Here is a 24612-nt window from a genome sequence, read left to right on the forward strand (position 1 = left end):
GAGCAAGAAACGGCGGGATATATAAGGAGGGATTACAAAGAAAAGATGGTGCGGACGGAGAGACTCGAACTCTCACACCTTGCGGCGCCAGAACCTAAATCTGGTGTGTCTACCAATTTCACCACGTCCGCGTGGTAACACTTGAAACGAAAACGCCAGGCTTTTGGCCTGGCGCTTTCTCGAATATGGGGTGGACGATGGGAATCGAACCCACGACACCAGGAGCCACAATCCTGTGCTCTACCAACTGAGCTACGCCCACCATATTGCAGTGCTTGTGCCTGATTCGCCAATGGCGCACCCGGCAGGACTCGAACCTGCGACCATCCGCTTAGAAGGCGGATGCTCTATCCAGCTGAGCTACGGGCGCTTAATCATCTGCGGAACAGACTTCTAAGCTACAGCTCCAACCGCTTCCGGTCGTTGCCATCTTACCCAGCGGCTGGCTGTGCTCGACAAGCGGGGCGAATCTTATAGAGGCGATCCGGGGGCGTCAACACGAAGATGAAAAAATTCCTGCTGGATAAAGGAGTTACAGGAAAGCACGACGCATGCGCCTTTGCCCCACCGGCCGCCCATGCGAGAATGCGCGACCTTTTTTTCCACCCTCCCCTATGGTTAAGCAAGCGTCATGACCGCAAAACTGATCGACGGCAAAACCATCGCCGCCAACCTCCGCAAGGACATCGCCAAACGCGTCGCCGAGCGCCGCCAGCAGGGCCTGCGCGCGCCCGGCCTGGCCGTGATCCTGGTCGGCAGCGACCCTGCCTCCCAGGTCTATGTGTCGCACAAGCGCAAGGACTGTGAGGAAGTCGGCTTCGTCTCCGTGGCCCATGACCTGCCTGCCACCACCACCCAGGGCGAGCTGCTGGGTCTGATCGACCAGCTCAACCGCGACAGCGCTATCGACGGCATTCTGGTGCAGCTGCCCCTGCCCGCCCATCTGGATGCCTCGCAGCTGCTCGAACGCATCAACCCGGACAAGGACGTTGACGGCTTCCACCCGTTCAACGTCGGCCGCCTGTCCCAGCGCATGCCGCTGCTGCGTTCGTGCACACCGAAAGGGATCATGACCCTGCTGGCGAGCACCGGCGTCGATCTGCACGGCCAGCATGCCGTGGTCGTCGGCGCCTCCAATATCGTCGGCCGCCCGATGGCCCTCGAGCTGCTGCTGGCCGGCTGCACCGTCACCGTCACCCACCGCTTCACCAAGGACCTTGCCGGCCATGTGGCCCAGGCCGATATCGTGGTCGCGGCCGCCGGCAAGACCGGCCTGGTCAAGGGTGAGTGGATCAAGCCAGGCGCCATCGTCATCGATGTCGGCATCAATCGTCAGGACGACGGCAAGCTGGTCGGCGACGTGGAATACGACGTGGCCGCCGAGCGCGCCGGCTGGATCACCCCGGTGCCGGGCGGCGTCGGCCCGATGACCCGCGCCTGTCTACTGGAGAACACCCTCTACGCGGCCGATCACCTGCACGCGTAAGTCGCTCCGACAATGAAAAACGGCGCCCGAAGGCGCCATTTTCGTTTCCACCGCGGCTCTTACTGGGACTTCTGCCAGGACTTCACCAGCTCGTCGTAGCTTACGGTCTCGCCTTTCGGCTTCTCGTTGTCCAGCTTCGGCTTGGGCGCGCCCGGCTGATCCAGCCAGTATTGCGGGTCCTTCTCCTCGTTGAGTTTCGGACCGCAATCACCCTGCACGCCAGAGCGCTCGATGCGCGCCATCATGCTGTCCTGGGCCGCGGCTAGGCCATCCAGGGCCTCCTGCGGGGTCTTGTCGCCACTCGCCGCCTCGGCGATGAATTGCCACCACAGCTGGGCCAGGCGCGGGTAGTCCGGCACGTTGGTGCCGGTGGGGGTCCACTGCACCCGGGCAGGGCTGCGGTAGAACTCCACCAGACCGCCGAGCTTGGGCGCCGCGTCGGTCATAGCCTGGGAGTTGATGTCCGACTCACGAATCGGCGTCAGGCCGACCAGGGTCTTCTTCAGCGAAACGGTCTTGGCGGTGACGAACTGGGCGTACAGCCAGGCCGCCAGGCGCTGCTTCTCCGGAGTCGACTTAAGGAAGGTCCAGGAGCCGGCGTCCTGATAGCCGAGCTTCATGCCCTCCTCCCAGTACGGCCCCTTGGGCGACGGCGCCATGCGCCATTTCGGCGTGCCGTCCTCGTTGACTACGGCCAAACCCGGCTTGGTCATGTCCGCGGTGAAGGCGGTGTACCAGAAGATCTGCTGGGCGATGTTGCCCTGGGCAGGCACCGGGCCGGCCTCGGAGAATGTCATGCCCTGGGCTTCCGGCGGCGCGTATTGGCGCATCCAGTCGACGTACTTGGTGGTGGCGTAGACCGCCGCCGGGCCGTTGGTGTCGCCACCGCGGGCGACGCTGGAGCCCACCGGGCGGCAGCCTTCGACGCGGATGCCCCATTCGTCCACCGGCACGCCGTTGGGCAGGCCCTTGTCGCCGCCGCCGGCCATGGAGAACCAGGCGTCGGTGAAGCGCCAGCCCAGCGACGGGTCTTTCTTGCCGTAGTCCATGTGGCCATAGACACGCTTCCCGTCGATTTCCTTGACGTGCTCGGTGAAGAACTGGGCGATGTCCTCATAGGCCGACCAGTTGACCGGCACACCCAGCTCGTAGCCGTAGATCTCCTTGAACTTGGCCTTCAGCTCCGGCTTCTCGAACCAGTCGGCGCGGAACCAGTAGAGGTTGGCGAATTGCTGGTCGGGCAGTTGGTAGAGCTTCTTGTCCGGCCCGGTGGTGAAGGAAATGCCGATGAAGTCGTTGAGGTCCAAGGTTGGCGAGGTGAAGTCCTTGCCCTCGTTGGCCATCATGTCGCTGATCGCCACGGCCTTGCCGTAGCGGAAGTGGGTGCCGATCAGGTCCGAGTCGTTGACCCAGCCGTCGTAGATGTTCTTGCCGGACTGCATCTGGGTCTGCAGCTTCTCCACCACGTCGCCTTCCTGCATCAGGTCGTGGGTGAGCTTGATCCCGGTGATCTCGCTGAAGGCCTTGGCCAGCACCTTGGACTCGTATTCATGGGTGGCGATGGTCTCGGAGGCGACATTGATCTCCATGCCGCGGAACGGCTCGGCCGCCTTGATGAACCACTTCAGCTCGGCGAGCTGCTGCTCCTTGGTCAGGGTGGACGGCGAGAACTCGCTGTCGATCCATTTCTTCGCCGCCTCTTCATAGGCATCCGCCCAGGCCGCGCCGCTCAATCCGGACAACGTCAGCAGGGCCGCCAGCGCCATGCTATGTCGGGTCTTGTAATTGTTGTCGAACATAGACTCCTCCTTGCTTGAATAGAAAAGCGACCGGACAACGGGCAGCCGGTCAGCCCCAACGCATCACCACGAGTAACCACACAACGGACAGCGCCGAGGCTATCCAGGTGCTCCAGTCGGTCACGCCCACCACCAGCAGGTGCAGGTAGGCGCTGCCGAGCAAACCGATGAACAGCCGGTCGCCACGGGTGGTGACGATCGGCAGAAAGCCCCTGCGCTCGACGCAGGGCGAGCGGATTTCCCATACCGTCATGCCCACCAGCAGCAACGCGATGCCGCCGAAGAAGGCCGCCGTGACCGGAGTCCAGGCCATCCATTCCATAGTCGTTTCTCCTCAGACCCGGCCCAGGGCGAAGCCCTTGGCCACGTGGTTGCGCACGAACCAGATCACCAGCATGCCCGGCAGGATGGTCAGCACCCCCGCCGCCGCCAGCACGCCCCAGTCGATGCCGGAGGCCGACACGGTGCGCGTCATCACCGCCACGATCGGCTTGGCGTTCACCGAGGTCAGGGTGCGCGCCAGCAGCAGCTCGACCCAGGAGAACATGAAGCAGAAGAACGCCGTGACACCGATGCCGGGGCCGATCAGCGGGATGAAGATCTTCACGAAGAACTTGGGGAAACTGTAGCCGTCGATGTAGGCCGTTTCGTCGATCTCCTTCGGCACCCCCGACATGAAGCCCTCGAGGATCCACACCGCCAGCGGCACGTTGAACAGGCAGTGGGCCAGGGCCACGGCGATATGCGTGTCGAACAGGCCGATCGACGAGTACAGCTGGAAGAACGGCAGGAGGAATACCGCCGGCGGCGCCATGCGGTTGGTCAGCAGCCAGAAGAACAGGTGCTTGTCGCCGAGGAAGCGGTAGCGCGAGAACGCATAGGCCGCCGGCAGCGCCACCAGCAGCGAGATGAGCGTGTTCAGGCATACGTAGTACAGCGAGTTGAGGTAGCCGGTGTACCAGCTCGGATCGGTGAAGATCACCTTGTAGTTGGCCAGGGTGAAGTCCTGCGGCCACAGGGTCAGGCCACCGAGGATCTCGGTGTTGCTCTTGAACGACATGTTCAGCAGCCAGTAGATCGGCACCAGCAGGAACAGGATGTAGAGCAGCAGCGCCAGGGCTTTGCGAATGGTCATGGCAGGCTCCTCAGCTCTTCTGGTCGTTGTGGGTCATGGCCGTGTAGAACGCCCAGGACACCAGCAGTATGATCAGGAAGTACACCAGCGAGAACGCCGCCGCCGGCCCCAGGTCGAACTGCCCCACCGCCATCTTGGTCAGCGTCTGACTGAGGAAGGTGGTGGCGTTGCCCGGCCCGCCGCCGGTGAGCACGAAGGGCTCGGTGTAGATCATGAAGCTGTCCATGAAGCGCAGCATCACGGCGATCAGCAGCACGCTCTTCATCTTCGGCAGCTGGATGTGGCGGAACACCGACCAGGCCGAGGCGCGGTCGATGCGCGCGGCCTGGTAGTACACGTCGGGAATGGCGCGCAGGCCCGAGTAGCACAGCAGCGCCACCAGCGAGGTCCAGTGCCACACATCCATCACCAGCACCGTGACCCAGGCGTCCATGGTGTTGGCCGCGTAGTTGTAGCTGATGCCCAGCTCGCTCAGGGTCCAGCCGAGCAGGCCGATGTCGGCGCGGCCGAAGATCTGCCAGATGGTGCCGATCACGTTCCACGGGATCAGCAGTGGAATGGCCATGATGATCAGGCAGGCCGAGGCCCAGCGGCCCTTGGTCGGCATGCACAGGGCGATGGCAATGCCCAGCGGGATCTCGATCAGCAGCACGCAGGCGGAGAAGATGAACTGGCGCAGCAGCGAGTCGTGCAGGCGCTCGTCCTGCAGCACCTGCTGGTACCACTCGACGCCGACGAAGGTACGGGTGCTGGCGTCGAAGATGTCCTGCACCGAGTAGTTGACCACCGTCATCATCGGCAGGATGGCGCTGAACGCCACCAGCAGGAACACCGGCAATACCAGCCACCAGGCCTTGTTGTTGATCACCTTGTTCATGCCCGCACCTCCACCAGCACGTCGTCGGCGTAGACCATCAGCCACTGGGACGGGAAGCCGATGTAGGCCACCTTCTGCGGCACCGGCAGGTCCTCCTGCAGGCGCGCCTTGAGTGTCACGCCGTCCAGCTCGAGGGTGAGAATCTTGTAGGTGCCCAGGTCCTCGACATGGCGCACCTCGCCGCGCAGGGCGTCGACGAAGGGTTCGTCGCTGACATGCACGAACTCCGGGCGAATGCCCAGCTTCAGCTTCTGTCCGCCCAGCCCGGCCAGCTGCTGGCTGAGGGCCGGCGCCAGGGGCACGCGGGTCTGGCCGAAGCACACGCCGCCGGCGTAGGGCGTGACCTCGATCAGGTTCATCCCCGGGCTACCGATGAAGAAGCCCACAAAGGTATGTTTCGGGCGCTCGAACAGCTCGCGCGGAGTGCCGAACTGGACGATCTGGCCGCCATACATCACCGCGATCTTGTCGGCGAAGGTCGAGGCCTCCAGCTGATCGTGGGTGACGTAGACCATGGTGATGTTGAACTGCTCGTGGATCTGCTTGAGCTTGCGCCGCAGCTTCCACTTCAGGTGCGGGTCGATGACCGTCAGCGGCTCGTCGAAGAGGATCGCCGACACGTCGTCGCGTACCAGGCCGCGGCCCATGGAGACCTTCTGTTTCTCGTCGGCGGTCAGGTTGCGCGCCTTCTTGTGCAGCAGCGGGTGCAGGTCCAGCACCTCGGCGATCTCGTGCACCTTGCTGGTCACGCGGGACTCGGCCAGGCCCTGGTTGCGCAGCGGGAAGGCCAGGTTGTCGAACACCGTCATGGTGTCGTACACCACCGGGAACTGGAAAACCTGGGCGATGTTGCGCTCCTGCGGCGGCAGGTCGTTGACCTCGCGCATGTCGAACAGCACCTGCCCCTCGGACGGGCTGAGCAGCCCGGAAATGATGTTGAGCAGGGTCGACTTGCCGCAGCCGGACGGGCCGAGCAGCGCATAGGCGCCGCCCTGCTCCCAGACGTGGGTCATCGCGCGGATGGCGTAGTCGTCGGGCCCGCTCGGTTGGGCGCTGTAACTGTGAGCCAGGTTCTGCAGGCGTATCTCGGCCATGGTGCGCTCCTCAGGACCTGCGAATCGGCGCCAGGACCAACTGGTCCCGGGTATCGAAAACGAACAGCTTGTGGGTCGGGATATAGATGCGGATCGGCGCATCCACGTCGTACTCGTGCACGCCCTGCAGGTGCAGGACCAGGGCGAAGTGCTCGCTGCGCACGTGGAGGAAGGTCTCCGAGCCGCTGATCTCGGCCAGCTCGACGGTCACCGCCAGCTCCAGGTCGTCGTCGTTGGACGGCACCAGGCCGACGTGTCCGGGGCGCACGCCGAAGCGGTACTGCCCTTCCGCCAAGCCACGCAGCTCGGCGGTCAGCGGGAAATGCACGAAGTCCTCGAAGCTCACCTCGCCATCGCTGATGCGCCCGTGCATCAGGTTGATCGGCGGCTCGGAGAACAGCTCCGCGGCCAGCACCTGCTGCGGCCGGTGGTAGACCTCGGTGGTCCTGCCGCTCTGGATCACCCGGCCTTCGTGCAGGATGGTGGTGGTGCCGCCCAGGGCCAGCGCCTCGTTGGGCTCGGTGGTGGCGTAGATGGCGATGCTGCGGCGGGCGCGGAACAACTCGCGCATCTCCTGGCGCAGCTCCTCGCGCAGCTTGTAGTCGAGGTTGACCAGCGGCTCGTCGAACAGCACCAGGTCGGCATCCTTGACCAGCGCGCGGGCCATGGCCGTGCGCTGCTGCTGGCCGCCGGACAGTTCCAGCGGGTAGCGCTTGAGAAACTTGTCGATGCGCAGCATCTGCGCGGTTTCCTGCACCTTGCGCTCGATCTCGGCCTTGGCCACGCCCGCCTGGCGCAGCGGCGAGGCGATGTTCTCGTACACCGTCAGGTTGGGGTAATTGATGAACTGCTGGTAGACCATCGACACGTTGCGCTGGCGCACCGGCACGCCGGTGACGTCGGCGCCGTGCATCAGGATGCGCCCGCTGCTGGGCTTGTCCAGCCCGGCCATCAGGCGCATCAGCGAGGTCTTGCCGGCGAGCGTGCGGCCCACCAGCACATTGAAGGAGCCCGGCTCGAAGCTCAGGCAGGCATCATCGATGTACACCTGCTGGTCGACCACGCGGCAGACATGTTCCAGCGTTAACGACATGGCGTGTCCTTATGGTTATTTCGCCCGTCGCCGCGAAGCTGCTGTTCGGCGGCGGCACTGGCATAAGGCGACATTCGTGCCAGAGCCGATGTGCGCAAACGAAAATTCGCCATGCTGCTGATTGCAAAGGAATATCCGCAAAACCGCGGGAACTGTCGCGGCCAACGCTGAACAGTTTTGAACAGCGAAACTTGAACAACTGAACACTTCGCCCTTTGACTTTGAACAGCAATGAACAACACTGGGCGAACGCTTCATGCCTCACCCCGCGCGGGAGAAGGTCGGAGCCAGGAGGCAGCGAGTGACCTCCTGCGCAGGCCCGCCTATTGCAGTAACGGCGACGCCAGCACGGAAGCTGTGACGATAAATACAAGAATCAGGCGAACCTCATGACTGCTACCGCCCCGGCGCCGAGCCACGACGCCATCGTTCACGACTCCTGGAGCCGCTGCCGCGACTTCGGCCTCACCCACCAGAGCCAGCCGGCCTTCGGCCAGGCCGCGCCCGGCGAGGTCTCGGCCCTGCTGGAGAGCCAGCATTTCCTGGTGCAGACCACCCACCAGGAGGTACTGCCCTACTACGAGAACATCCTGGCCAACTCCAACTGTCTGATCATGCTGGCCGACAACCAGGGCCAGTTGCTGCAGTCCTGGGGCGATCGACGTTTCGTCGAGCCGGCCCAAGCCGCCGGCTTCGTCCCCGGCGCCCTGTGGCAGGAGCGCTACAGCGGCACCAACGCCATCGGCACGGCCCTGGCCTGTGGCCAGGCGGTGCACATCCAGCGCGACGAGCATTACCTCAAGGCCAATCGTTTCATGACCGGCTCGGCCTCGCCGATCTTCGATGCCGCCCGGCAGATGATCGGCGTGCTCGACGTCTCCAGCGACAGCTACCTGCCGCCCGCCCACACCCTGGGCATGGTCAAGATGATGAGCCAGTCGGTGGAGAACCGGCTGATCCTCAACCTGTTCAAGGACGACTACTTCCAGCTCAGCTTCAATACCAGCCTGGACAACCTGGACAGCCAGTGGGCCGGCCTGCTGGTGTTCGACGAGGCCGGGCAGATCGTCTCGGCCAACCGCCGCGCCGACAGCCTGCTCGGCGTCGGCCTGTCGCGGGTGAATATCGAGAGCCTGTTCGACACCCCGCTGCATCAGCTGCTCAGCCAGCCGGAGAACCTGCCCTTCGCCCTGCGCGCCGCCGGCCGCTACCGCTTCCACGGCCTGCTCAAGCGGCCACGCAAGCCGCGCATCCAGCCGCGCGACTTCCGCCCGCAAACGCCACAGGCCCAGCCGCAGGCGGGCTTCACCCTGGCCAATATCAACCTCGGCGACCCACGGGTGGACAAGGCCGTACGCCAGGCCGAGCGCCTGGTGGAGAAGGACATCCCGATCCTGATCCAGGGCGAGACCGGCGCCGGCAAGGAGGTGTTCGTCAAGGCCCTGCACAACGCCAGCTCGCGCGCCGGCCAGCCGCTGATCGCGGTGAACTGCGCGGCGATTCCCGCCGAACTGGTGGAGTCCGAGCTGTTCGGCTACGAGAAAGGCGCGTTCACCGGCGCCAGCCAGAAAGGCAGCATCGGCCTGATCCGCAAGGCGCACAAAGGCACCCTGTTCCTCGACGAAGTCGGCGACATGCCACTGGCCGTGCAGGCCCGCCTGCTGCGCGTGCTGCAGGAGCGCAGCGTGCAGCCGCTGGGCGGCGGCGAGCCCTACCCGGTGGACATCCGCCTGGTCTCGGCGACCAACCGCCCGCTGCGCCAGGACGTGGACGCCGGCCTGTTCCGCGCCGACCTCTACTACCGCATCAGCGGCCTCAACCTGGAGCTGCCGCCACTGCGCGAGCGCACCGACAAGACCGCGCTGTTCCAGCGGGTGTGGGAACACCACCGCGAGCCCAGCCAGTGGGCCGGCCTCAGCCGCGAAGTGCAGGAGCTGTTCCAGCGCCACCCCTGGCCCGGCAACCTGCGCCAGCTGAGCAGCGTGATGCAGATCGCCCTGGCCATGGCCGACGACCAGCCGATCCGCGTCGAGCACCTGCCAGACGACTTCTTCGCCGATCTGGAGACCGAGGCCGACGCCCCGCCAATCCGCGGCGCCCTGCCCGAAGCCACCGACCTGGCCAGCCAGTACCAGGCCTGCGGCGGCAACATCTCGCACCTGGCGCGCAGCCTGGGCCTGAGCCGCAACACCCTGTACAAGCGCCTGCGCGAACAGGGCGTGAAGGTCTGAGCTAGACCGCCACCTGCTGGCGACGTGCGAAGGCACCGAATTCCGTCGCCGCCAGCGGCCGGGCGAACAGGAAACCCTGGCCCTGGTCGCAGCCCAGCTCGGCCAGTAGCGCACGGGTCGCCTCGTCCTCGATGCCCTCGGCGGTGGTGTGCAGGCCGAGGCTGCGGGCCATCTGCACGATGGCTGTGACGATGGCCTGGTCCTGGGCATTGCCGGTCAGGCCGCGGACGAAGGACTGGTCGATCTTCAGCTTGTCGACCTGGAAGCGTTGCAGGTACGACAGGCTGGAATAGCCGGTGCCGAAGTCGTCGATCGACAGCTTCACCCCCAGCTCCTTGAGGCGGCGCAGCTGCGCCGAGTCCTGCAGCAGGATCGATTCGGTCAGCTCCAGCTCCAGGCAGGCCGGTGCCAGGCCGAAGCGATTCAGCGCCGCGTGCACCATGGCCTCCAGATTGCCGCGGCGGAACTGCACCGCCGACAGGTTCACCGCCACGGCGAAGCGCGGCAACCCGGCCGCCTGCCAGAGCATGGCCTGGCGGCAGGCCTCATTGAGTACCCACTCGCCGATCTCGACGATCAGCCCGGACTCCTCGGCCACCCGGATGAAACGGTCCGGGCCGAGGGTGCCGCGCTGCGGATGCTGCCAGCGCAGCAGCGCCTCCGCCGCCAGCAGACGGCCGCCGTGCAGGTCTATGATCGGCTGGTAGTGCAGCACGAACTCGCCGCGGCTCAGCGCCTGGCGCAGGTCCAGCTCCAGGGCCAGGCGCTCGTGGGTATCGGCGTTCATCTGCTCGTCGAAGAAGCAGAAGCCGTTACGCCCCGCCGACTTGGCCTGGTACATGGCCATGTCGGCGTGCTTGAGCAGGGTGTCGAAGTCGTCGCCGTCGCCGGGGAACAGCGAGATGCCGATGGAAATGGAGGTGACGATCTGCATGCCCTTGAGGGCGAACGGCTGGGCCAGTTTCTGCTGCACCAGCGCGGCCACCGAAGACACCGCCGCCAGGTCCGCCACGTCGGCCAGCACCATGAGGAACTCGTCGCCGCCCTGGCGGCTCACCGTGTCGATGTCGCGCACCGTGTCCTTCAGGCGGCGCGCCACCTCCTGCAGCAGCTCGTCGCCGGCGGCATGGCCGAGGGAATCGTTGATGGTCTTGAAGTTGTCCAGGTCGAGGAACAGCAGCGCCACCTGCTCATCGTCACGCCGCGCGCGGCCGATGGCCTGCTCCATGCGGTCGCGGATCAGGAGGCGGTTGGGCAGGTTGGTCAGGGCGTCGTGCTGGGCCAGGTGGGTGAAGCTGGCCTCGGAATCCTTCACCCGCAGGATCTCCTGCTGCAGACGCAGCAGGGCCTTGCGCAGGTCGTTGGCCAGCAGCCACACCGCCGCCGCGCAGGTGAGCAGGATGCAGCTGACGTTGACCATGCGCCCGATGCCCAGCGGCAACGGCTCGAAGCTCTGCAGACCGCTGAGCGCCGCATAGGTGAGGAAGGCCACCATGGCCAGGATGCCCAGCAGCAGGCCGATGAACAGGCGCAGCGAGGCCACCATGCCGGCCACGATCAGGATCGCCGGGAAACCCAGCACCGCCGCGCTGTACAGGCCCTGACTGAACCACAGCGAGGTACCCACCAGCACCGTCAGCGAACAGAGCACCAGCGCCACCGACAGCTCCACGCGGCCACGCCGGTTGAGCCAACGCCCGACCACCACCAACAGCAGCGCCGCGGTTACCAGGCCGGTATTCAGCCAGCTGCCAGCGACAACCGTCTGCGCGCCGATAAGCAGCAGCACCACGCACAGCACATTGGCGATCTGCACCAGGCGCTGCGCCTGCAGGCGACGCTCCAGCGGGTCGCTGCCGGCATCCGGTTGGCGAGAGGGTTGCGCACGCGTCATAACAACTTCACTTCCATGAGGCGACTGCTGCGGCCATTGACGACAAAGGGCAACGCTAGCGATAGCGCACGCCGCCCGGCAAGCGCGGATAGTAGCGCGCCCGGTCGACTTACGTAGTCTTGTCGGGCGACATGATCTTCTGCTAACCGGCCGGCGCGCACTGCCCTCCGCTACAGCGCCGGCCGCAAGGAAGCAGTATTGGCCTGGTCGGCTGCGCGCCGTTTGATCTGGAGCAAGACGTCATCGTCTCTGCAGGTGCGAACAGGTTTAGCGGAGAGACTCATCGCCTGCCTGGCTAGCCGTTAGAATGACCCGCGCGCTCCCCAAGCAGAGGAGCGCGTTCCAGAAATCCGGGCCTGCCCCGAAGCAGCACTGCGAGAGCGTCATGAGCGAACTGAAGATCGAAGACCTGCAACTCGGCAGCGGCAAGGCCGTCGTCAAGGGAGCGCTGATCACCACCCAGTACCGCGGCTGGCTGGAGGACGGCACCGAATTCGATTCCTCCTACTCCCGCGGCAAACCCTTCCAGTGCGTGATCGGCACCCGCCGGGTGATCCAGGGCTGGGACCAGGGCCTGATGGGCATGCAGGTCGGCGGCACACGCAAGCTGTGGGTGCCGGCGCACCTGGGCTATGGCGAGCGCCAGGTCGGCGCGATCCCGCCGAATTCCAACCTGGTGTTCGAGATCGAGCTGCTGGAAGTATTGACCCGCGACGACTGATCCTCAGGCCGCGGCCAGGCGCCGGCGACGCAGGCTCCAGCCCTGCTGCATGCCGGCCGCCGCCAGCAGGATGGCCGCCACACCCAGCCACTGCAGCGGGCTGAGGCGATGCCCGAAGGCCAGCCAGTCGACGAAAATCGCCGCGATCGGGTAGACGAACGACAGCGCCCCGGTCAGCGCCGTCGGCAGTTTCTGGATGGCGCTGTACAGCAGCATGTACATCACCCCGGTATGCAGGATGCCCAGGGCCGCCAGGCTGGCCCAGGCCTGGGGCTGCTCGGGCAGCTGGTAACTGGCCAGCGGCGCCAGCATGAGAATGCCGGTGAGCAGCTGGACCAGCGCGATCAGGTGCGGCGGCGTGCCGGAGAGGCGTTTGACGATCAGCGCCGCCACGGCATAGAGCAGCGCCGCGCCCAGGGCCAGGGCGATGCCCAGCAGGTAGTTCTCCCCCGAGGTGCCGGTGTCGCCATGGGCGCTGACGATGGCCAGCATGCCGAGGAAGGCCACACCCAGCCAGGCCAGCTTGGCCAAGGTAATGCGCTCGCCGAGGAACAACGCCGCCAGGCCCACCAGCATGAACGGCTGCACGTTGTACACCGCCGTGCTGATGGCGATCGACGCCTTGGAGTAGGAGGCGAACAGCAACAACCAGTTGCCAACGATGGCCACCCCGCTGACCAGCGCCAGAAGCAACACCCGGCGACTCAGCAGCTCGCGGCGCAGCAGGCCGAGCGCGCCACACACCAACAGCAACATCGCGCCGCCGATCACGCAGCGCCAGAACACCACGTCGATCACGGACTGGCCGGAAATCAGCACGAACCAGCCGATGGTGCCGGAAATCAGCATCGCCGCGATCATTTCCAGCGAGCCGCGCTTGAGGGTCTTGTCCATGGTCGGAGTCTCCGGTTGGGGTGCGACTATTATTCGGCTACCCCGTCCGAGCGATACAGGGCTAATCTAAGGCGAAACTGCAGCACTGCCTTTATTGCGAAGGTACTTTCCTGAAATAACCTTATGGGCATGCCATGACCGACGACATCGACCAGCTTCTGCTCAACGCCCTCATGGAAGACTCGCGCCGCTCGCTCAAGGCGCTGGCGCAGATCAGCGGGCTGTCCTCGCCCAGCGTGGCCGAGCGCCTGCGCCGCCTGGAGGAGCGCGGGGTGATCAAGGGCTACACGGTGGAGGTCGACCCACGCCACTTCGGCTACCAGCTGCAGGCCATCGTTCGCGTGCGCCCGCTGCCCGGCAAGCTGCACGAGGTGGAGCGGCAGATCCAGTCGATTCCCGAATTCACCGAGTGCGACAAGATCACCGGCGAGGACTGCTTCGTCGCCCGCCTGCAGGTGCGCTCCATGGAGCTGCTCGACGAGCTGCTCGACCGCATCAACGCCTATGCCGAGACCAACACCGCCATCGTCAAGAAGACCTCGGTGCCGCGCCGGCTGCCGCCGATGAACTGAAGGATTTACCCATGCGATTCAGAACCACCGCACTGGCCCTGCTGCTGATCGGCCAAACGGCCCTGGCGCAGCCGAATGAGCTGCGCGCAACTGTCGATGCCGCCGTGCAGCCCGCCATCGAGCAGCACCGGATTCCCGGCCTGGCCGTAGCCATCCTGCACAAAGGCGAGCGCCACTTCTTCAACTACGGCGTCGCCTCCCGCGACAGCGGCCAGGCGGTGGACGAGCACACCCTGTTCGAGCTGGGCTCGGTGAGCAAGCTGTTCAGCGCCACCCTAGGCGGCTATGCGCAGGCCGAGGGCAAGCTGCGCCTGAGCGACAAGGCCAGCCAGCATCTGCCGGCGCTGCGCAGCAGCGCCTTCGACCGGATCAGCCTGCTCGACCTGGCCACCTACACCCCCGGCGGCCTGCCGCTGCAGTTCCCGGATACGGTACAGAGCGAACGGCAGATGCTCGACTACTACCGCGCCTGGCAACCCGCCTTCTCCGCCGGCAGCCAGCGCCTGTACTCCAACCCCAGCATCGGCCTGTTCGGCCACCTGGCCGCCGCCAGCCTGGGCGAGCCGTTCGACCAGTTGCTGGAGGGCCGGCTGTTCCCTCAGTTGGGCATGGCGGAGAGCCATGTGCGTGTGCCAGAGGCGCAGATGGCGCGCTACGCCTGGGGCTATCGCGACGACCAGGCGATCCGCGTGCAGCCGGGCCCCCTGGATGCCGAGGCCTACGGGGTGAAATCCACGGCCGCCGACATGCTGCGCTTCGTCGAGGCCAATCTCGATCCCTCGCAGCTGTCGGCACCGCTGCGCCAGGCCATCGCTACCACTCATCAAGGCCACTACCGGGTCGGCGATATGACCCAGGGCCTGGGCTGGGAGCGCTACACCTACCCCATCAGCCTGCAGCGCCTGCAGGCCGGCAACTCCTCGCAGATGGCCCTGCAGCCACATACGGCCGAGCGCTTCGCCAAGCCACAAGCGGCCGAGGGCGACCTGCTGCTGAACAAGACCGGCTCGACCAATGGCTTCGGCGCCTACGTGGTGCTGTTGCCGGCCCGCGCCACCGGGCTGGTGATCCTGGCCAACCGCAACTACCCGAATGCCGAGCGGGTGCGTATCGCCTTGCAGATCCTCAGCACACTGGAGCCCTGAGCACTGGCCCATTGCCAGGCTCCAGCCCGGGGCGGAAAGCCCGTATGATGGCCGGCCGCATCTGCTTCCGAGTTGCCATGCTGTCCGCCGTCAAACGCTACAAGGCGCTGCTCTCCAGCACCCTGGCGCGCTACTTTCCCCGCACCACCGAATACCTGCGCGCCGAACGCGAGGCCGCGGCCCGGCTACGCCAGCCGCAGCCGCGCGCAAAACGCCCCGCCAGCAGCGGCAAGGCCAAGGCCGGCGGGCGCAAGAAGAAGGCCAGCGACGGCCCTGCCCCCGCCCCAACCGGCATCTATTCCAGCGCGCGCCTGAAGATCGACGACAGCCAGGTCGCCGCCATGCGCGCCCGCGTCGCCGAGGCGGTGGCGGCCGGGCTGATCGGTGAGCCCTCCGACGAGCAGTGGGCGATGATCCTCTGCCGCGCCCCGCTGGCGCGCATCTTCGCCGGCGCCGGTTCAGGCAAGTCGACCACCCTGCTGCTGCGCGTGGTGTTCATGCTCTGCCACCTGCAGATCCCTGCCGCCAGCCTTACGGTGATTTCCTTCACCAACGCCTCCTGCGCCGAGTTGCGTAGCCAGCTGCTGCGCCTGCTGGCCTTCTGGCAGTTCCCCTTCGACGAGGCGCAAGCGCGCCAGTGCGTGCGCACCTTCCACTCGGCCATGGCGCGACAAGCCAAGGCGCTGCTGGGGACGCCTAACTGGTTCGAGCAGCTCGGTAGCGGCGCCGGCGAAGAGCCGGACGCACCCGCCGGCGGCCGCCTGCCGCCTGCACAACAGCGCCTGCTGCGCCAGGCCTACGACGAGCTCTACGCCAGCGACGCCGCCTTCCGCCAGCAGGTGCATGAGCTGCTCGGCGCGGCCATGCCCGAGACCGTCGGCAAGCCGCCGCAGGAGGGTTTGCGCCTGGCCGGCGAGCTGCGCGCCATGCCACTGTTCGAGGCCTTCTACCAGCAAGGCTGCTTCGCCGAGAGCCTAGGCCTGCGCCCGGATCGCATCGACGCGGCCGCGCTGGGCTGCGCACCACGCGAGTGCCTGTTCCTGCAGGCACTCGCCAGCTTCTGGGCGCGCTTCCAGGCACTGCTACAGGCGCAAGGCGTCACCACCTTCGACGCCGCCTTCCGCCAGCTCGGGGAGCGTCTAGCCGGCGCCGAGGAGCTGTCGGCGGAGGCCATCGAGCCGCTGCGCCATCTGCTGATCGACGAATTCCAGGACATCTCACCGCAGATCGTCCACTGGCTGCAGGCCGTGCACCGCGCGCTGGCCGGCCGTGGCAAGGCGGTCAGCCTGATGGCCATCGGCGACGATTGGCAGTCGATCTACGGCTGGCGCGGCAGTTCGCCGGAGCTGTTCCTCGACTTCGACCGTCACTTCCCGAGCCGCGGCAAGGCCAGGAGCCAGGTGTTGATGCTGACCAGCAACTTCCGCAGCATCGAGCCGATCCTGCGTGATGCCGAGGCGCTGTTGCAGGGTGTCGCCTGCAAGCAGGCCAAGAGCAGCAAGGCGATCAAGGCCGTGGAGCCAGGCGACCACGGCGTGCGCCGCATCGAGGGCTTCGATCTCAAGCGCCAGCTGCCCGAGCTGTTGCAGGAGATCGCCGCGCAGTGCGCGCATGTCGCCCAACGCGGCAGCCGCGAGCGCAACCCGGTGCTGCTGCTGGGGCGGCGCAACGACGCGCTGAAGCAAGTGCAGGCCCAGCTGGACCCTAGCCTGCCGGTACGCGCCTACAGCATCCACCGCGCCAAGGGTCTGCAGGGCGAGGTGGCGATCATCCTCGACGAGGGCGGCAGCCCCGAGTCGCATCCGCTGCGCAACGCGCTGTATGCCCACTGCGGGCTGTTCCGCAATAGCTACGACCAGGCCATGCGCGACGAGAGCCGGCGCCTGGCCTATGTGGCCGTCACCCGTGGCGTCAGCCGGGTGATCTGGTACAGCGGCAAACGCTAAAGATGCGGGAATGAAAAAGGCCGCCCTCGGGGCGGCCTTTTTCGTGGAGCGGAACGACTTACTCGGCCAGGCGCCAGGTGGTACCGCCCTTGCCGTCTTCCAGCACCACGCCCATGGCGGTGATCTGGTCGCGGATGCGGTCGGACTCGGCCCAGTTCTTGTCGGCACGGGCTTGCAGGCGGGCGGCGATCAGGGCTTCGACTTCGGCGGCGTCGACCTTGCCGGTGGCGCCAGCTTGCAGGAAGGCGTCCGGTTCCAGTTGCAGCACGCCGAGCACGCCGGCCAGGTCTTTGAGCTGGGCGGCCAGGCCGGCGGCGGCTTGGACGTCAGTCTCGCGCAGGCGGTTGACCTCGCGGATCATCTCGAACAGCACGGCGCAGGCTTCCGGCGAGTTGAAGTCGTCGTCCATGGCCGCGCCGAAGCGCTCGACGAAGGCTTCGCCGCCGGCCGCTGCCACTTCCGGCAGACCTTTGAGGCCGTTGTAGAAGCGCTCCAGGGCGCCCTTGGCTTCCTTGAGGCTGTCTTCGGAATAGTTGATCGGGCTGCGGTAGTGGCTGGACACCAGCAGATAGCGCACCACTTCCGGGTGGTACTTCTCCAGCACCTCGCGGATGGTGAAGAAGTTGCCCAGGCTCTTGGACATCTTCTCGCCGTCCACGCGCACCGCGCCGGCGTGCATCCAGGCCTTGGCGTAGAGCTTGCCGGTGGCCGCCTCGCTCTGCGCGATCTCGTTCTCGTGGTGCGGGAACACCAGGTCCGGGCCGCCGCCGTGGATATCGAAGGTCTCGCCCAGGCAGCAGGTGGACATCACCGAGCACTCGATGTGCCAGCCCGGACGACCCTTGCCCCACGGCGACTCCCAGCTCGGCTCGCCCGGCTTGGCGCCTTTCCACAGGACGAAGTCCAGCGGATCCTGCTTGATCTCGTCGACCTCGATGCGTGCACCGATCTTCAGATCTTCGATCTTCTTGCGCGACAGCTTGCCGTAGCCGACGAACTTGCCGACGCGGTAGTACACGTCGCCATTGCCCGGAGCGTAGGCGTAGCCCTTGTCGATCAGGGTCTGGATCATCTGGTGCATGCCGGCGATATGGCCGGTGGCGCGCGGCTCGAGGTCCGGACGCAGCACGGACAGACGCGCCTCGTCCTCGTGCATGGCATTGATCATGCGATCCACCAGGGCCTCGAACGGCTCGCCGTTCTCGTTGGCGCGCTTGATGATCTTGTCGTCGATGTCGGTGATATTGCGCACGTAGGTCACGTCATAGCCGCGCGCGCGCAGCCAGCGGGTGACCACGTCGAAGGCGACCATCACGCGGGCGTGGCCGATGTGGCAGAAGTCGTACACGGTCATGCCGCACACGTACATGCGCACCTGGTTGGCCACCAGCGGCTGGAACGGTTCCTTGATCTTGGAGAGCGTGTTGTAGATGGACAACGCCATGGATCAGGCTCCCCAGGAGTCGCGCAGGGTGACGGTGCGGTTGAACACCGGCCTGCCGGGCTTGGAGTCCTTCAGGTCGGCGACGAAGTAGCCTTCGCGCTCGAACTGGAAGCGCTCTTCCGGCGCGGCGTTGGCCAGCGACGGCTCGGCGCGGCAGCCCTTGAGTACGACCAGGGAATCCGGGTTGATGTTGTCGAGGAAGCTGCCACCCTCCTCGCTCTTCTCCGGGTTGGCGGAGCGGAACAGGCGGTCGTACAGGCGCACTTCGCACTCGACGCTCTCGGCGGCCGGCACCCAGTGGATCACGCCCTTGACCTTGCGGCCTTCGGGGTTCTTGCCCAGGGTGTTCTCGTCGTAGGAGCAGCGCAGCTCGACGATATTGCCTTGCGCGTCCTTGATCGCTTCGTCGGCGCGGATCACGTAGCTGCCGCGCAGGCGCACTTCGCCGCCCGGGATCAGGCGCTTGAAGCCGTCCGGCGGGGTTTCCTCGAAGTCGCTGGCGTCGATGTAGATCTCGCGGCTGAACGGCAGCACGCGCACGCCCATGTCCTGCTTCGGATGGCGCGGCAGTTCGAGGTTCTCGACCTGGCCTTCCGGGTAGTTGGTGATGACCACTTTCAGCGGCTTGAGCACGCACATGGCTCGGGCGGCGTTGGCGTCCAGGTCTTCGCGGATGGCGAATTCCAGCATGCCGATATCGACCACGCCGCCGGCGCGGTTGACGCCGATCATGTCGCAGAAGGTGCGGATCGAGGCCGGGGTATAGCCGCGGCGACGGTAGCCGGACAGGGTCGACATGCGCGGGTCGTCCCAACCGGCCACGTGCTGCTCATCCACCAGCTGCTTGAGCTTGCGCTTGCTGGTGATGGTGTAGTTCAGGTTGAGGCGCGCGAACTCGTACTGGCGCGGCTGGGCCGGTACCGACAGGTTGGCCAGGAACCACTCGTACAGCGGGCGATGGTCCTCGAACTCCAGGGTGCAGATGGAGTGGGTGATGCCTTCCAGCGCGTCCGACTGGCCGTGGGTAAAGTCATAGCTCGGGTAGATGCACCACTTGTCGCCGGTCTGGTGGTGATGGGCGTGGCGGATGCGGTAGAGGATCGGGTCGCGCAGGTTGATGTTCGGCGAGGCCATGTCGATCTTGGCGCGCAGCGAGCGGGCGCCGTCCGGGAACTCGCCGGCCTTCATCCGGGCGAACAGGTCCAGGTTCTCCTCGACGCTGCGCTCGCGGAACGGGCTGTTCTTGCCCGGCTCGGTCAGGCTGCCGCGGTATTCACGCATTTCCTCGGCATTCAGATCGCAGACGAAGGCCTTGCCGGCCTTGATCAGCTCGATGGCCCAGGCGTGCAACTGGTCGAAGTAGTCGGAGGCATAACGCTCGTCGCCGGCCCACTTGAAGCCCAGCCACTCGACGTCGGCCTTGATCGCGTCGATGTATTCCTGGTCTTCCTTGGCCGGGTTGGTGTCGTCGAAACGCAGGTTGCACTCGCCACCGAATTCCTGGGCCAGGCCGAAGTTCAGGCAGATGCTCTTGGCGTGGCCGATGTGCAGGTAGCCGTTGGGCTCCGGCGGGAAACGGGTGATGATCTTGGCGTGCTTGCCGCTATCCAGATCGGCCTGAACGATGGGGCGCAGGAAGTTGGCGGCTTTTTCGACGGTGGGCTTGCTCATGATGTCCTTAGCTTCGAGGTGCGCGGCTCGCGGCCCGTGGCGGTTTCGCCCCAGGGTAGGCCGGTCAAGACAAAGCCCGTATGATACCCAACCCGTCAACCCCCTGACAGCCGCAAAGCGACCAGGCGTGGCCTTTTAGCGCGAACGCGCCGCCGCCCTGCCCGTCTTGCCCGAATTCGAGAGCACATCGCCATGATCAAGCTGCACACCAACCACGGCGTCATCACCCTGGAACTGTTCGAAGACAAGGCCCCGGAAACCGCGGCCAACTTCAAGGAATACGTGAAAAGCGGCCACTACGACGGCACCGTATTCCACCGCGTGATCGGCAACTTCATGATCCAGGGCGGCGGTTTCGAGCCGGGCATGAAGCAGAAGTCCACCCGCGCGCCGATCAAGAACGAGGCCAATAACGGCCTGTCCAACAAGGTCGGCACTGTGGCCATGGCCCGCACCATGGACCCGCACTCCGCCTCCGCGCAGTTCTTCATCAACGTCGCCGACAACGGCTTCCTCGACCATACCGCGCCGACCATGCAGGGCTGGGGCTACGCGGTATTCGCCCAGGTGACCGAGGGCATGGACGTGGTCAACGCCATCAAGGGCGTGGACACCACCATGAAATCCGGCCACCAGGACGTCCCGGTGGAAGACGTGATCATCGAGAAGGCCGAAATCGTCGAGTGATTCGATGATCCTGCTGATCTCCGATCTGCACCTGGAAGAGGAACGCCCGGATATCACCCGGGCGTTTCTGCATTTCCTGCAGACCCGCGCCCGCCAGGCCGAGGCGCTGTACATCCTCGGCGACTTCTTCGAGGTGTGGGTCGGCGACGACGGCATGTCGCCCTTCCAGCACAGCATCGCCCGCGCCCTGCGTGAACTCAGCGACGCCGGTACGCGCATTTTCCTGATGCACGGCAACCGCGATTTCCTGATCGGCCGCGCCTTCTGCCGCGAGGCCGGCTGCACCCTGCTGAAAGACCCGAGCATCGTGCAGTTCAATGGCGAGCCGGTGCTGCTGATGCACGGCGACAGCCTGTGCACCCTGGATGTGGGCTATATGAAGCTGCGCCGCACGCTGCGCAACCCGCTTTCCCTGTTCATCCTGCGCAACCTGCCGCTGTCCACACGCCACAAGCTGGCGCGCAAGCTGCGCAGCGAGAGCCGCGCGCACACCAGCATGAAGGCCCGCGAGATAGTCGACGTGACCCCGGACGAAGTACCGCGGATCATGGCCGAACATGGCGTGCGCACCCTGGTCCACGGCCACACTCACCGCCCCGCCGTGCATGAACTCGAAGTGAACGGCCAGCCGGCCCGACGCATCGTCCTCGGCGACTGGGACAAGCAGGGCTGGGCCCTGCAGGTGGACGCCAGCGGCCTGCACCAGGCGCCGTTCGCCCTCGACTGAGCGGCCGGCGAGAGCCAGCCCACATGCCGGCACAGTGCCACTTGACGCCCCGGCAGGCGCTGCGCAGCATTCGCGCACCCTTCCCGCAGTCAAGGACAGATCATGGATATCTCCAGCGGCCCGAGCTCCAAACTCTCCCTCATCAAATACATCGGCGTGCCCGTGCTGATCGCCGCCGTCGGCTTCGTCAGCTTCAACGGCGTGTTCTTCTACAACGAAGCCGGCTTCGCCACCCATGTGCGGACCATATTCGGCGAAGAGAAGATCGTCGATGACGTGGGCTACGCCACCAAATGGTTCGGCCGCGCCACCCCCTGGAAGAAGGCCCTCAGCGTGCAGTCCGTGCTCACCGAGGCCCTGGAGATCGACGACAGCAGCGACAACGACTCCCTCGGCGCCACCATCGAGGCCTTCCCCATCGTGTTCCTCGGCAACGTCGACGCCAAGGTCGAGTCCTCGGCGCGCTTCCGCCTGCCCAGCGGCGACCAGTTCCTGAAGATCGCCCAGGAATATCGCAACCCGGAAAACTTCATCAAGACCGCCCTGGTCCCGGCCATCAAGGAAACCCTGCAGGCCACCGCCTCGCTGATGAGTGCCGACGACTTCTACGCCGGCGCGCGCAGCGAGTTCGCCGCCGAGTTCGAGAACCAGCTCAACGACGGCCTGTACCTAATCAAGCGCAAGGAAGTGCGCGGCCCACGCGGCCACCTGCCGAGCCAGACCGCCATCCTCCAGGCCGGCAGCGAACAGGGCACCTTCGGCGACAACAGCGCCAGCCAGTTCATCACCGAGAAGGTCATGGACAGCAAGGGCATCCCGGTGCGCAAGCAGCAGCAGTTCCGCAAGTACGGCGTGGAAGTGGTCGAGGCGCGCATCACCAACGTCGACCCCAACCCGCAGTACAAGCAGCGCATGGTCAAGGTCCAGCAGGCTCTGGCCGAGCTGGCCGTGGCCCGGCAGAACCGCCTGAAGGAAGAGGAAGAGAAGCTGCTGGTCACCGCCCGCGGTGAGAAGGAAGTGGAAGCCCGTCGCCAGGAGACCCTGCGCGACCAGATCGAACGCACCACCCAGGCCGAGACCGAGAGGCAGCTGGCGCGCATCAACGCCGAACGCGAGAAGGGCCGTGCCGAGATCGAGAGGCAGACCGCCGAGCTGCTGCGCGACAAGGCCGCCATCACCGCCGCCGCCACCAAGATCACCGCCGACGCCGAAGCCTATGCGCGCAAGGCCGTGATCGAGGCGGACGGCGCCCTGCAGCCCAAGCTGGATGCCCTGGTGGAGATCAACAAGGTGTGGGCCGAGGCCGCCTCCCAGGCGCCGGTACCGGGCGTGATGATGGGTGGTGGCGGCAACGGCGCCAGCGCCAGCCGCCAGGACGAGATCGGCCAGCTGATGGGCATTCTCGCCACCAAGGCCGCTCGCGACCTGTCGCTGGACATGAAGGTCAAGGAATAAGCCGTACCGCGTCTCCCGAACGCTCCGCTCCGCGGGGCGTTTTTCATGGCGCCGCGCGCCCGCCGCTTCATTGATGCGGATCAAGCACTGAGCGGCGCCCATTGCCTAGGCTGCACTCGACGTCGGAGCACTCCGGCCCGTTCATCAGCCGTGCGATGGAGGTCGCCATGAACGACATTCTTCTGGTGTGCTACTCGCGTACCGGCAACACCCGCCTGGTCGCCGACGAGCTGGCCCGGCTCACCGGCTGGCCGCTCGGGCTGATCCACGACACCCGGCCGCGTGCCGGGGCCAGCGGCGACTGGCGCTGCATGCTCGACGCCTGGCTGCGCAACCGCCCCGACTACCGCTACGAGGGCCCTGCGCTGGAGCGCTTCGAGCACATCGTGCTGCTCACCCCGGTGTGGATGAAGGGCCTGGCCGCGCCACTGCGCACCTTCCTCGGCGATCACGACCTATCGCGCCAGCGCATCTCGGTGGTCTGCACCCAGGGCGGCCGCGGCGGCTTCAATACGGTGGAAGAGATCGCCAGGCTGACCCGCCAGGTGCCCTCGCCAGTGCAGATCCTGCTGCAGAGCGAAGTGCTCGGCGGCCTGTCGCCACAGCGCCTGGAAGACTTCGTGGTGCAGGTGCTGGCGTCCTCCACCTACCAGCGCGACCGCCAGCGCCCGGCCTGGCTGTCGCCCGTCGCCTCCTGAATCAGTCTGCTGTGAACAGCAGCACCTTGAGCCCGGCGTCCGGGTCGCTGTCGGCGAACTCCGGCGGGTTGGCCAGGCGCTCGACGAAGCGCAGCTGCGGCGCCTCGCGAGCCATCTCGCCGATGAGGAATGCCGGTGCGATGGCCGGGTCGTTGACGCAGGCCAGCACCCGGCCACCCGGCGTCAGCATATCCGGCAGGCGGCGCATGATCTTGGCGTAGTCGCGGGTCAGCACGAAGCTGCCTTTCTGGAAGCTCGGCGGATCGACGATGATCAGCTCGAAGGGGCCATCCTTGCGCAGCTTGCCCCAGGAGTTGAACAGGTCGTGGCCGAGGAAGCTGACCCGCGCCAGGTCGTGGCCGTTCAGCCGATGGTTGTCGCGGCCGCGGCTCAGCGCCGGGCGCGACATGTCCAGGTTGACCACCCGCTCGGCGCCGCCGGCGATGGCCGCCACCGAGAAACCGCAGGTATAGGCGAACAGGTTGAGCACCCGCTGCCCACCCGCCTGCTCGCGCACCCACTGGCGGCCCAGGCGCATGTCGAGGAACAGGCCGCTGTTCTGCTTGCGGCCGAAGTCGAGCAGATAGCGCAGGCCACCCTCCTCGATCTCGCCACCCTCGATGGCCTCGCCCACCAGATACTCGGTGGCGCTGTCGGCCTGGTAACGGTGCTGCAGCAGCAGGTGACGCGCGCCGCTGCGCGCCCAGGCCGGTGAAGCGGCGAACTGCAGCAGCATGTCCTTCAGCTCGGCCAACGGCTGCGCGTCGGGTTCGCGAAACAGTGCCACCAGCAGCACACCCTGCAGCCAGTCGGCGGTGAGGTGCTCCAGCCCCGGCCATTGCCGGCCACGGCCATGGAACAGCCGGCGCGCCTCGTCGGGCAGGCAGGCAAAGGCCTGGTCGAGATGCTGTTGCAGGAGGGCGATGGCGGAGGAATTCATGGCAGATGGGCGAACTGGGCTGGGTCGCGCATTCTAAGCCAGGCGGGGTGTTTCTCGCGGGCAAAAAAACGGCCCATCGCCGGGAGACGTGGGCCGCAAAGCA

21 protein-coding genes and 3 tRNA genes are annotated in these 24612 nt (G+C 66.0%); 10 read left to right on the top strand and 14 right to left on the bottom strand.

What is annotated here, in order from left to right; genetic code table 11:
• Window positions 1-46: 46 nt before the first annotated feature.
• The 3 genes from OH686_RS03580 to OH686_RS03590 form a co-directional block, all read right to left on the bottom strand.
• Window positions 47-131, bottom strand: a tRNA-Leu gene (locus tag OH686_RS03580).
• Between the two features lie 55 nt (window positions 132-186).
• A tRNA-His gene (locus tag OH686_RS03585) sits at window positions 187-262 on the bottom strand.
• 31 nt (window positions 263-293) lie between these two features.
• Window positions 294-370: transfer RNA gene (locus tag OH686_RS03590), tRNA-Arg, on the bottom strand.
• A gap of 261 nt (window positions 371-631) precedes the next feature.
• On the opposite strand from OH686_RS03590, the gene folD reads away from it, so the two are divergent.
• A complete protein-coding gene (folD, locus tag OH686_RS03595; RefSeq protein ID WP_289536196.1) occupies window positions 632-1486 on the top strand; it encodes a bifunctional methylenetetrahydrofolate dehydrogenase/methenyltetrahydrofolate cyclohydrolase FolD in 855 nt (284 codons plus the stop codon).
• 59 nt (window positions 1487-1545) lie between these two features.
• On the opposite strand, the gene OH686_RS03600 is transcribed toward folD, so the two are convergent.
• From OH686_RS03600 to OH686_RS03625, 6 genes are read right to left on the bottom strand one after another with little or no spacing between them, the layout of a single operon-like run.
• Window positions 1546-3285, bottom strand: coding sequence for an ABC transporter substrate-binding protein (locus tag OH686_RS03600; RefSeq protein ID WP_289536198.1), 1740 nt, complete (start codon window positions 3283-3285; stop codon window positions 1546-1548).
• A 49-nt stretch (window positions 3286-3334) separates the two neighbouring features.
• Entirely contained in the window at window positions 3335-3607 is a 273-nt protein-coding gene (locus OH686_RS03605) for a DUF2160 domain-containing protein (protein ID WP_061904084.1), read from the bottom strand.
• Window positions 3608-3619: 12 nt separating this feature from the next.
• The gene (locus tag OH686_RS03610; protein WP_137972663.1) at window positions 3620-4420 is read right to left on the bottom strand and encodes a carbohydrate ABC transporter permease; all 801 of its coding nucleotides are present in this window, start codon (window positions 4418-4420) and stop codon (window positions 3620-3622) included.
• 10 nt (window positions 4421-4430) lie between these two features.
• The gene (locus OH686_RS03615; protein ID WP_289536202.1) at window positions 4431-5297 is read right to left on the bottom strand and encodes a carbohydrate ABC transporter permease; all 867 of its coding nucleotides are present in this window, start codon (window positions 5295-5297) and stop codon (window positions 4431-4433) included.
• The gene (locus OH686_RS03620) at window positions 5294-6391 is read right to left on the bottom strand and encodes an ABC transporter ATP-binding protein (RefSeq protein ID WP_289536203.1); all 1098 of its coding nucleotides are present in this window, start codon (window positions 6389-6391) and stop codon (window positions 5294-5296) included. The genes OH686_RS03615 and OH686_RS03620 overlap by 4 nt, the downstream gene beginning before the upstream one ends.
• 10 nt (window positions 6392-6401) lie before the next feature.
• Window positions 6402-7484 carry an ABC transporter ATP-binding protein gene (locus OH686_RS03625; protein WP_289536204.1) on the bottom strand — a complete coding sequence of 361 codons (1083 nt, stop codon included), beginning with the start codon at window positions 7482-7484 and terminating at the stop codon, window positions 6402-6404.
• Between the two features lie 389 nt (window positions 7485-7873).
• Between OH686_RS03625 and OH686_RS03630 the strand changes: the two genes are divergently transcribed.
• Window positions 7874-9715 (top strand): sigma-54-dependent Fis family transcriptional regulator, encoded by a 1842-nt coding sequence (locus OH686_RS03630; RefSeq protein WP_289536205.1) that lies wholly within the window; start codon window positions 7874-7876, stop codon window positions 9713-9715.
• A gap of 1 nt (window position 9716) precedes the next feature.
• On the opposite strand, the gene OH686_RS03635 is transcribed toward OH686_RS03630, so the two are convergent.
• On the bottom strand, window positions 9717-11609 hold the full coding sequence (locus OH686_RS03635) for a putative bifunctional diguanylate cyclase/phosphodiesterase (RefSeq protein WP_289536207.1): 1893 nt from the start codon (window positions 11607-11609) through the stop codon (window positions 9717-9719).
• A gap of 385 nt (window positions 11610-11994) precedes the next feature.
• On the opposite strand from OH686_RS03635, the gene OH686_RS03640 reads away from it, so the two are divergent.
• On the top strand, window positions 11995-12330 hold the full coding sequence (locus OH686_RS03640) for an FKBP-type peptidyl-prolyl cis-trans isomerase (RefSeq protein ID WP_289536208.1): 336 nt from the start codon (window positions 11995-11997) through the stop codon (window positions 12328-12330).
• A 3-nt stretch (window positions 12331-12333) separates the two neighbouring features.
• Here the strand turns inward: OH686_RS03640 and OH686_RS03645 are convergent, their stop codons facing one another.
• On the bottom strand, window positions 12334-13224 hold the full coding sequence (locus OH686_RS03645; protein WP_289536209.1) for a DMT family transporter: 891 nt from the start codon (window positions 13222-13224) through the stop codon (window positions 12334-12336).
• A 134-nt stretch (window positions 13225-13358) separates the two neighbouring features.
• Here OH686_RS03645 and OH686_RS03650 point away from each other — a divergent pair, with 134 nt between their 5' ends.
• The 3 genes from OH686_RS03650 to OH686_RS03660 all read left to right on the top strand — a co-directional run bounded on the left by OH686_RS03650 (window position 13359) and on the right by OH686_RS03660 (window position 16887).
• The gene (locus OH686_RS03650) at window positions 13359-13796 is read left to right on the top strand and encodes an Lrp/AsnC family transcriptional regulator (RefSeq protein ID WP_289536210.1); all 438 of its coding nucleotides are present in this window, start codon (window positions 13359-13361) and stop codon (window positions 13794-13796) included.
• Between the two features lie 11 nt (window positions 13797-13807).
• A complete protein-coding gene (ampC, locus tag OH686_RS03655; RefSeq protein ID WP_289536212.1) occupies window positions 13808-14941 on the top strand; it encodes a class C beta-lactamase in 1134 nt (377 codons plus the stop codon).
• A 77-nt stretch (window positions 14942-15018) separates the two neighbouring features.
• Window positions 15019-16887 (top strand): DEAD/DEAH box helicase, encoded by a 1869-nt coding sequence (locus OH686_RS03660; RefSeq protein WP_289536213.1) that lies wholly within the window; start codon window positions 15019-15021, stop codon window positions 16885-16887.
• 58 nt (window positions 16888-16945) lie between these two features.
• Here the strand turns inward: OH686_RS03660 and cysS are convergent, their stop codons facing one another.
• Together cysS and OH686_RS03670 are read right to left on the bottom strand one after the other, a co-directional pair.
• Window positions 16946-18331, bottom strand: coding sequence for a cysteine--tRNA ligase (gene cysS / locus OH686_RS03665; protein WP_289536214.1), 1386 nt, complete (start codon window positions 18329-18331; stop codon window positions 16946-16948).
• Window positions 18332-18334: 3 nt separating this feature from the next.
• On the bottom strand, window positions 18335-20002 hold the full coding sequence (locus OH686_RS03670; protein ID WP_289536215.1) for a glutamine--tRNA ligase/YqeY domain fusion protein: 1668 nt from the start codon (window positions 20000-20002) through the stop codon (window positions 18335-18337).
• A gap of 192 nt (window positions 20003-20194) precedes the next feature.
• On the opposite strand from OH686_RS03670, the gene OH686_RS03675 reads away from it, so the two are divergent.
• From OH686_RS03675 to OH686_RS03690, 4 genes are all read left to right on the top strand, one after another.
• Window positions 20195-20689: a peptidylprolyl isomerase gene (locus tag OH686_RS03675; RefSeq protein WP_279866023.1), complete on the top strand. Its 495-nt coding sequence runs from the start codon at window positions 20195-20197 to the stop codon at window positions 20687-20689.
• A gap of 4 nt (window positions 20690-20693) precedes the next feature.
• Entirely contained in the window at window positions 20694-21416 is a 723-nt protein-coding gene (gene lpxH, locus OH686_RS03680) for a UDP-2,3-diacylglucosamine diphosphatase (RefSeq protein WP_289536219.1), read from the top strand.
• Window positions 21417-21518: 102 nt separating this feature from the next.
• Entirely contained in the window at window positions 21519-22871 is a 1353-nt protein-coding gene (locus tag OH686_RS03685; RefSeq protein ID WP_289536221.1) for an SPFH domain-containing protein, read from the top strand.
• Window positions 22872-23038: 167 nt separating this feature from the next.
• The gene (locus tag OH686_RS03690; RefSeq protein WP_289536222.1) at window positions 23039-23569 is read left to right on the top strand and encodes a flavodoxin family protein; all 531 of its coding nucleotides are present in this window, start codon (window positions 23039-23041) and stop codon (window positions 23567-23569) included.
• Window position 23570: 1 nt separating this feature from the next.
• Here OH686_RS03690 and OH686_RS03695 read toward each other — a convergent pair whose 3' ends face one another.
• Entirely contained in the window at window positions 23571-24509 is a 939-nt protein-coding gene (locus tag OH686_RS03695) for a class I SAM-dependent methyltransferase (RefSeq protein ID WP_289536224.1), read from the bottom strand.
• Window positions 24510-24612 lie beyond the last annotated feature (103 nt).

The sequence above is a fragment of the Pseudomonas sp. SO81 genome, from assembly GCF_030374125.1.
In the GTDB taxonomy this organism is placed as follows: Bacteria; Pseudomonadota; Gammaproteobacteria; order Pseudomonadales; family Pseudomonadaceae; genus Aquipseudomonas.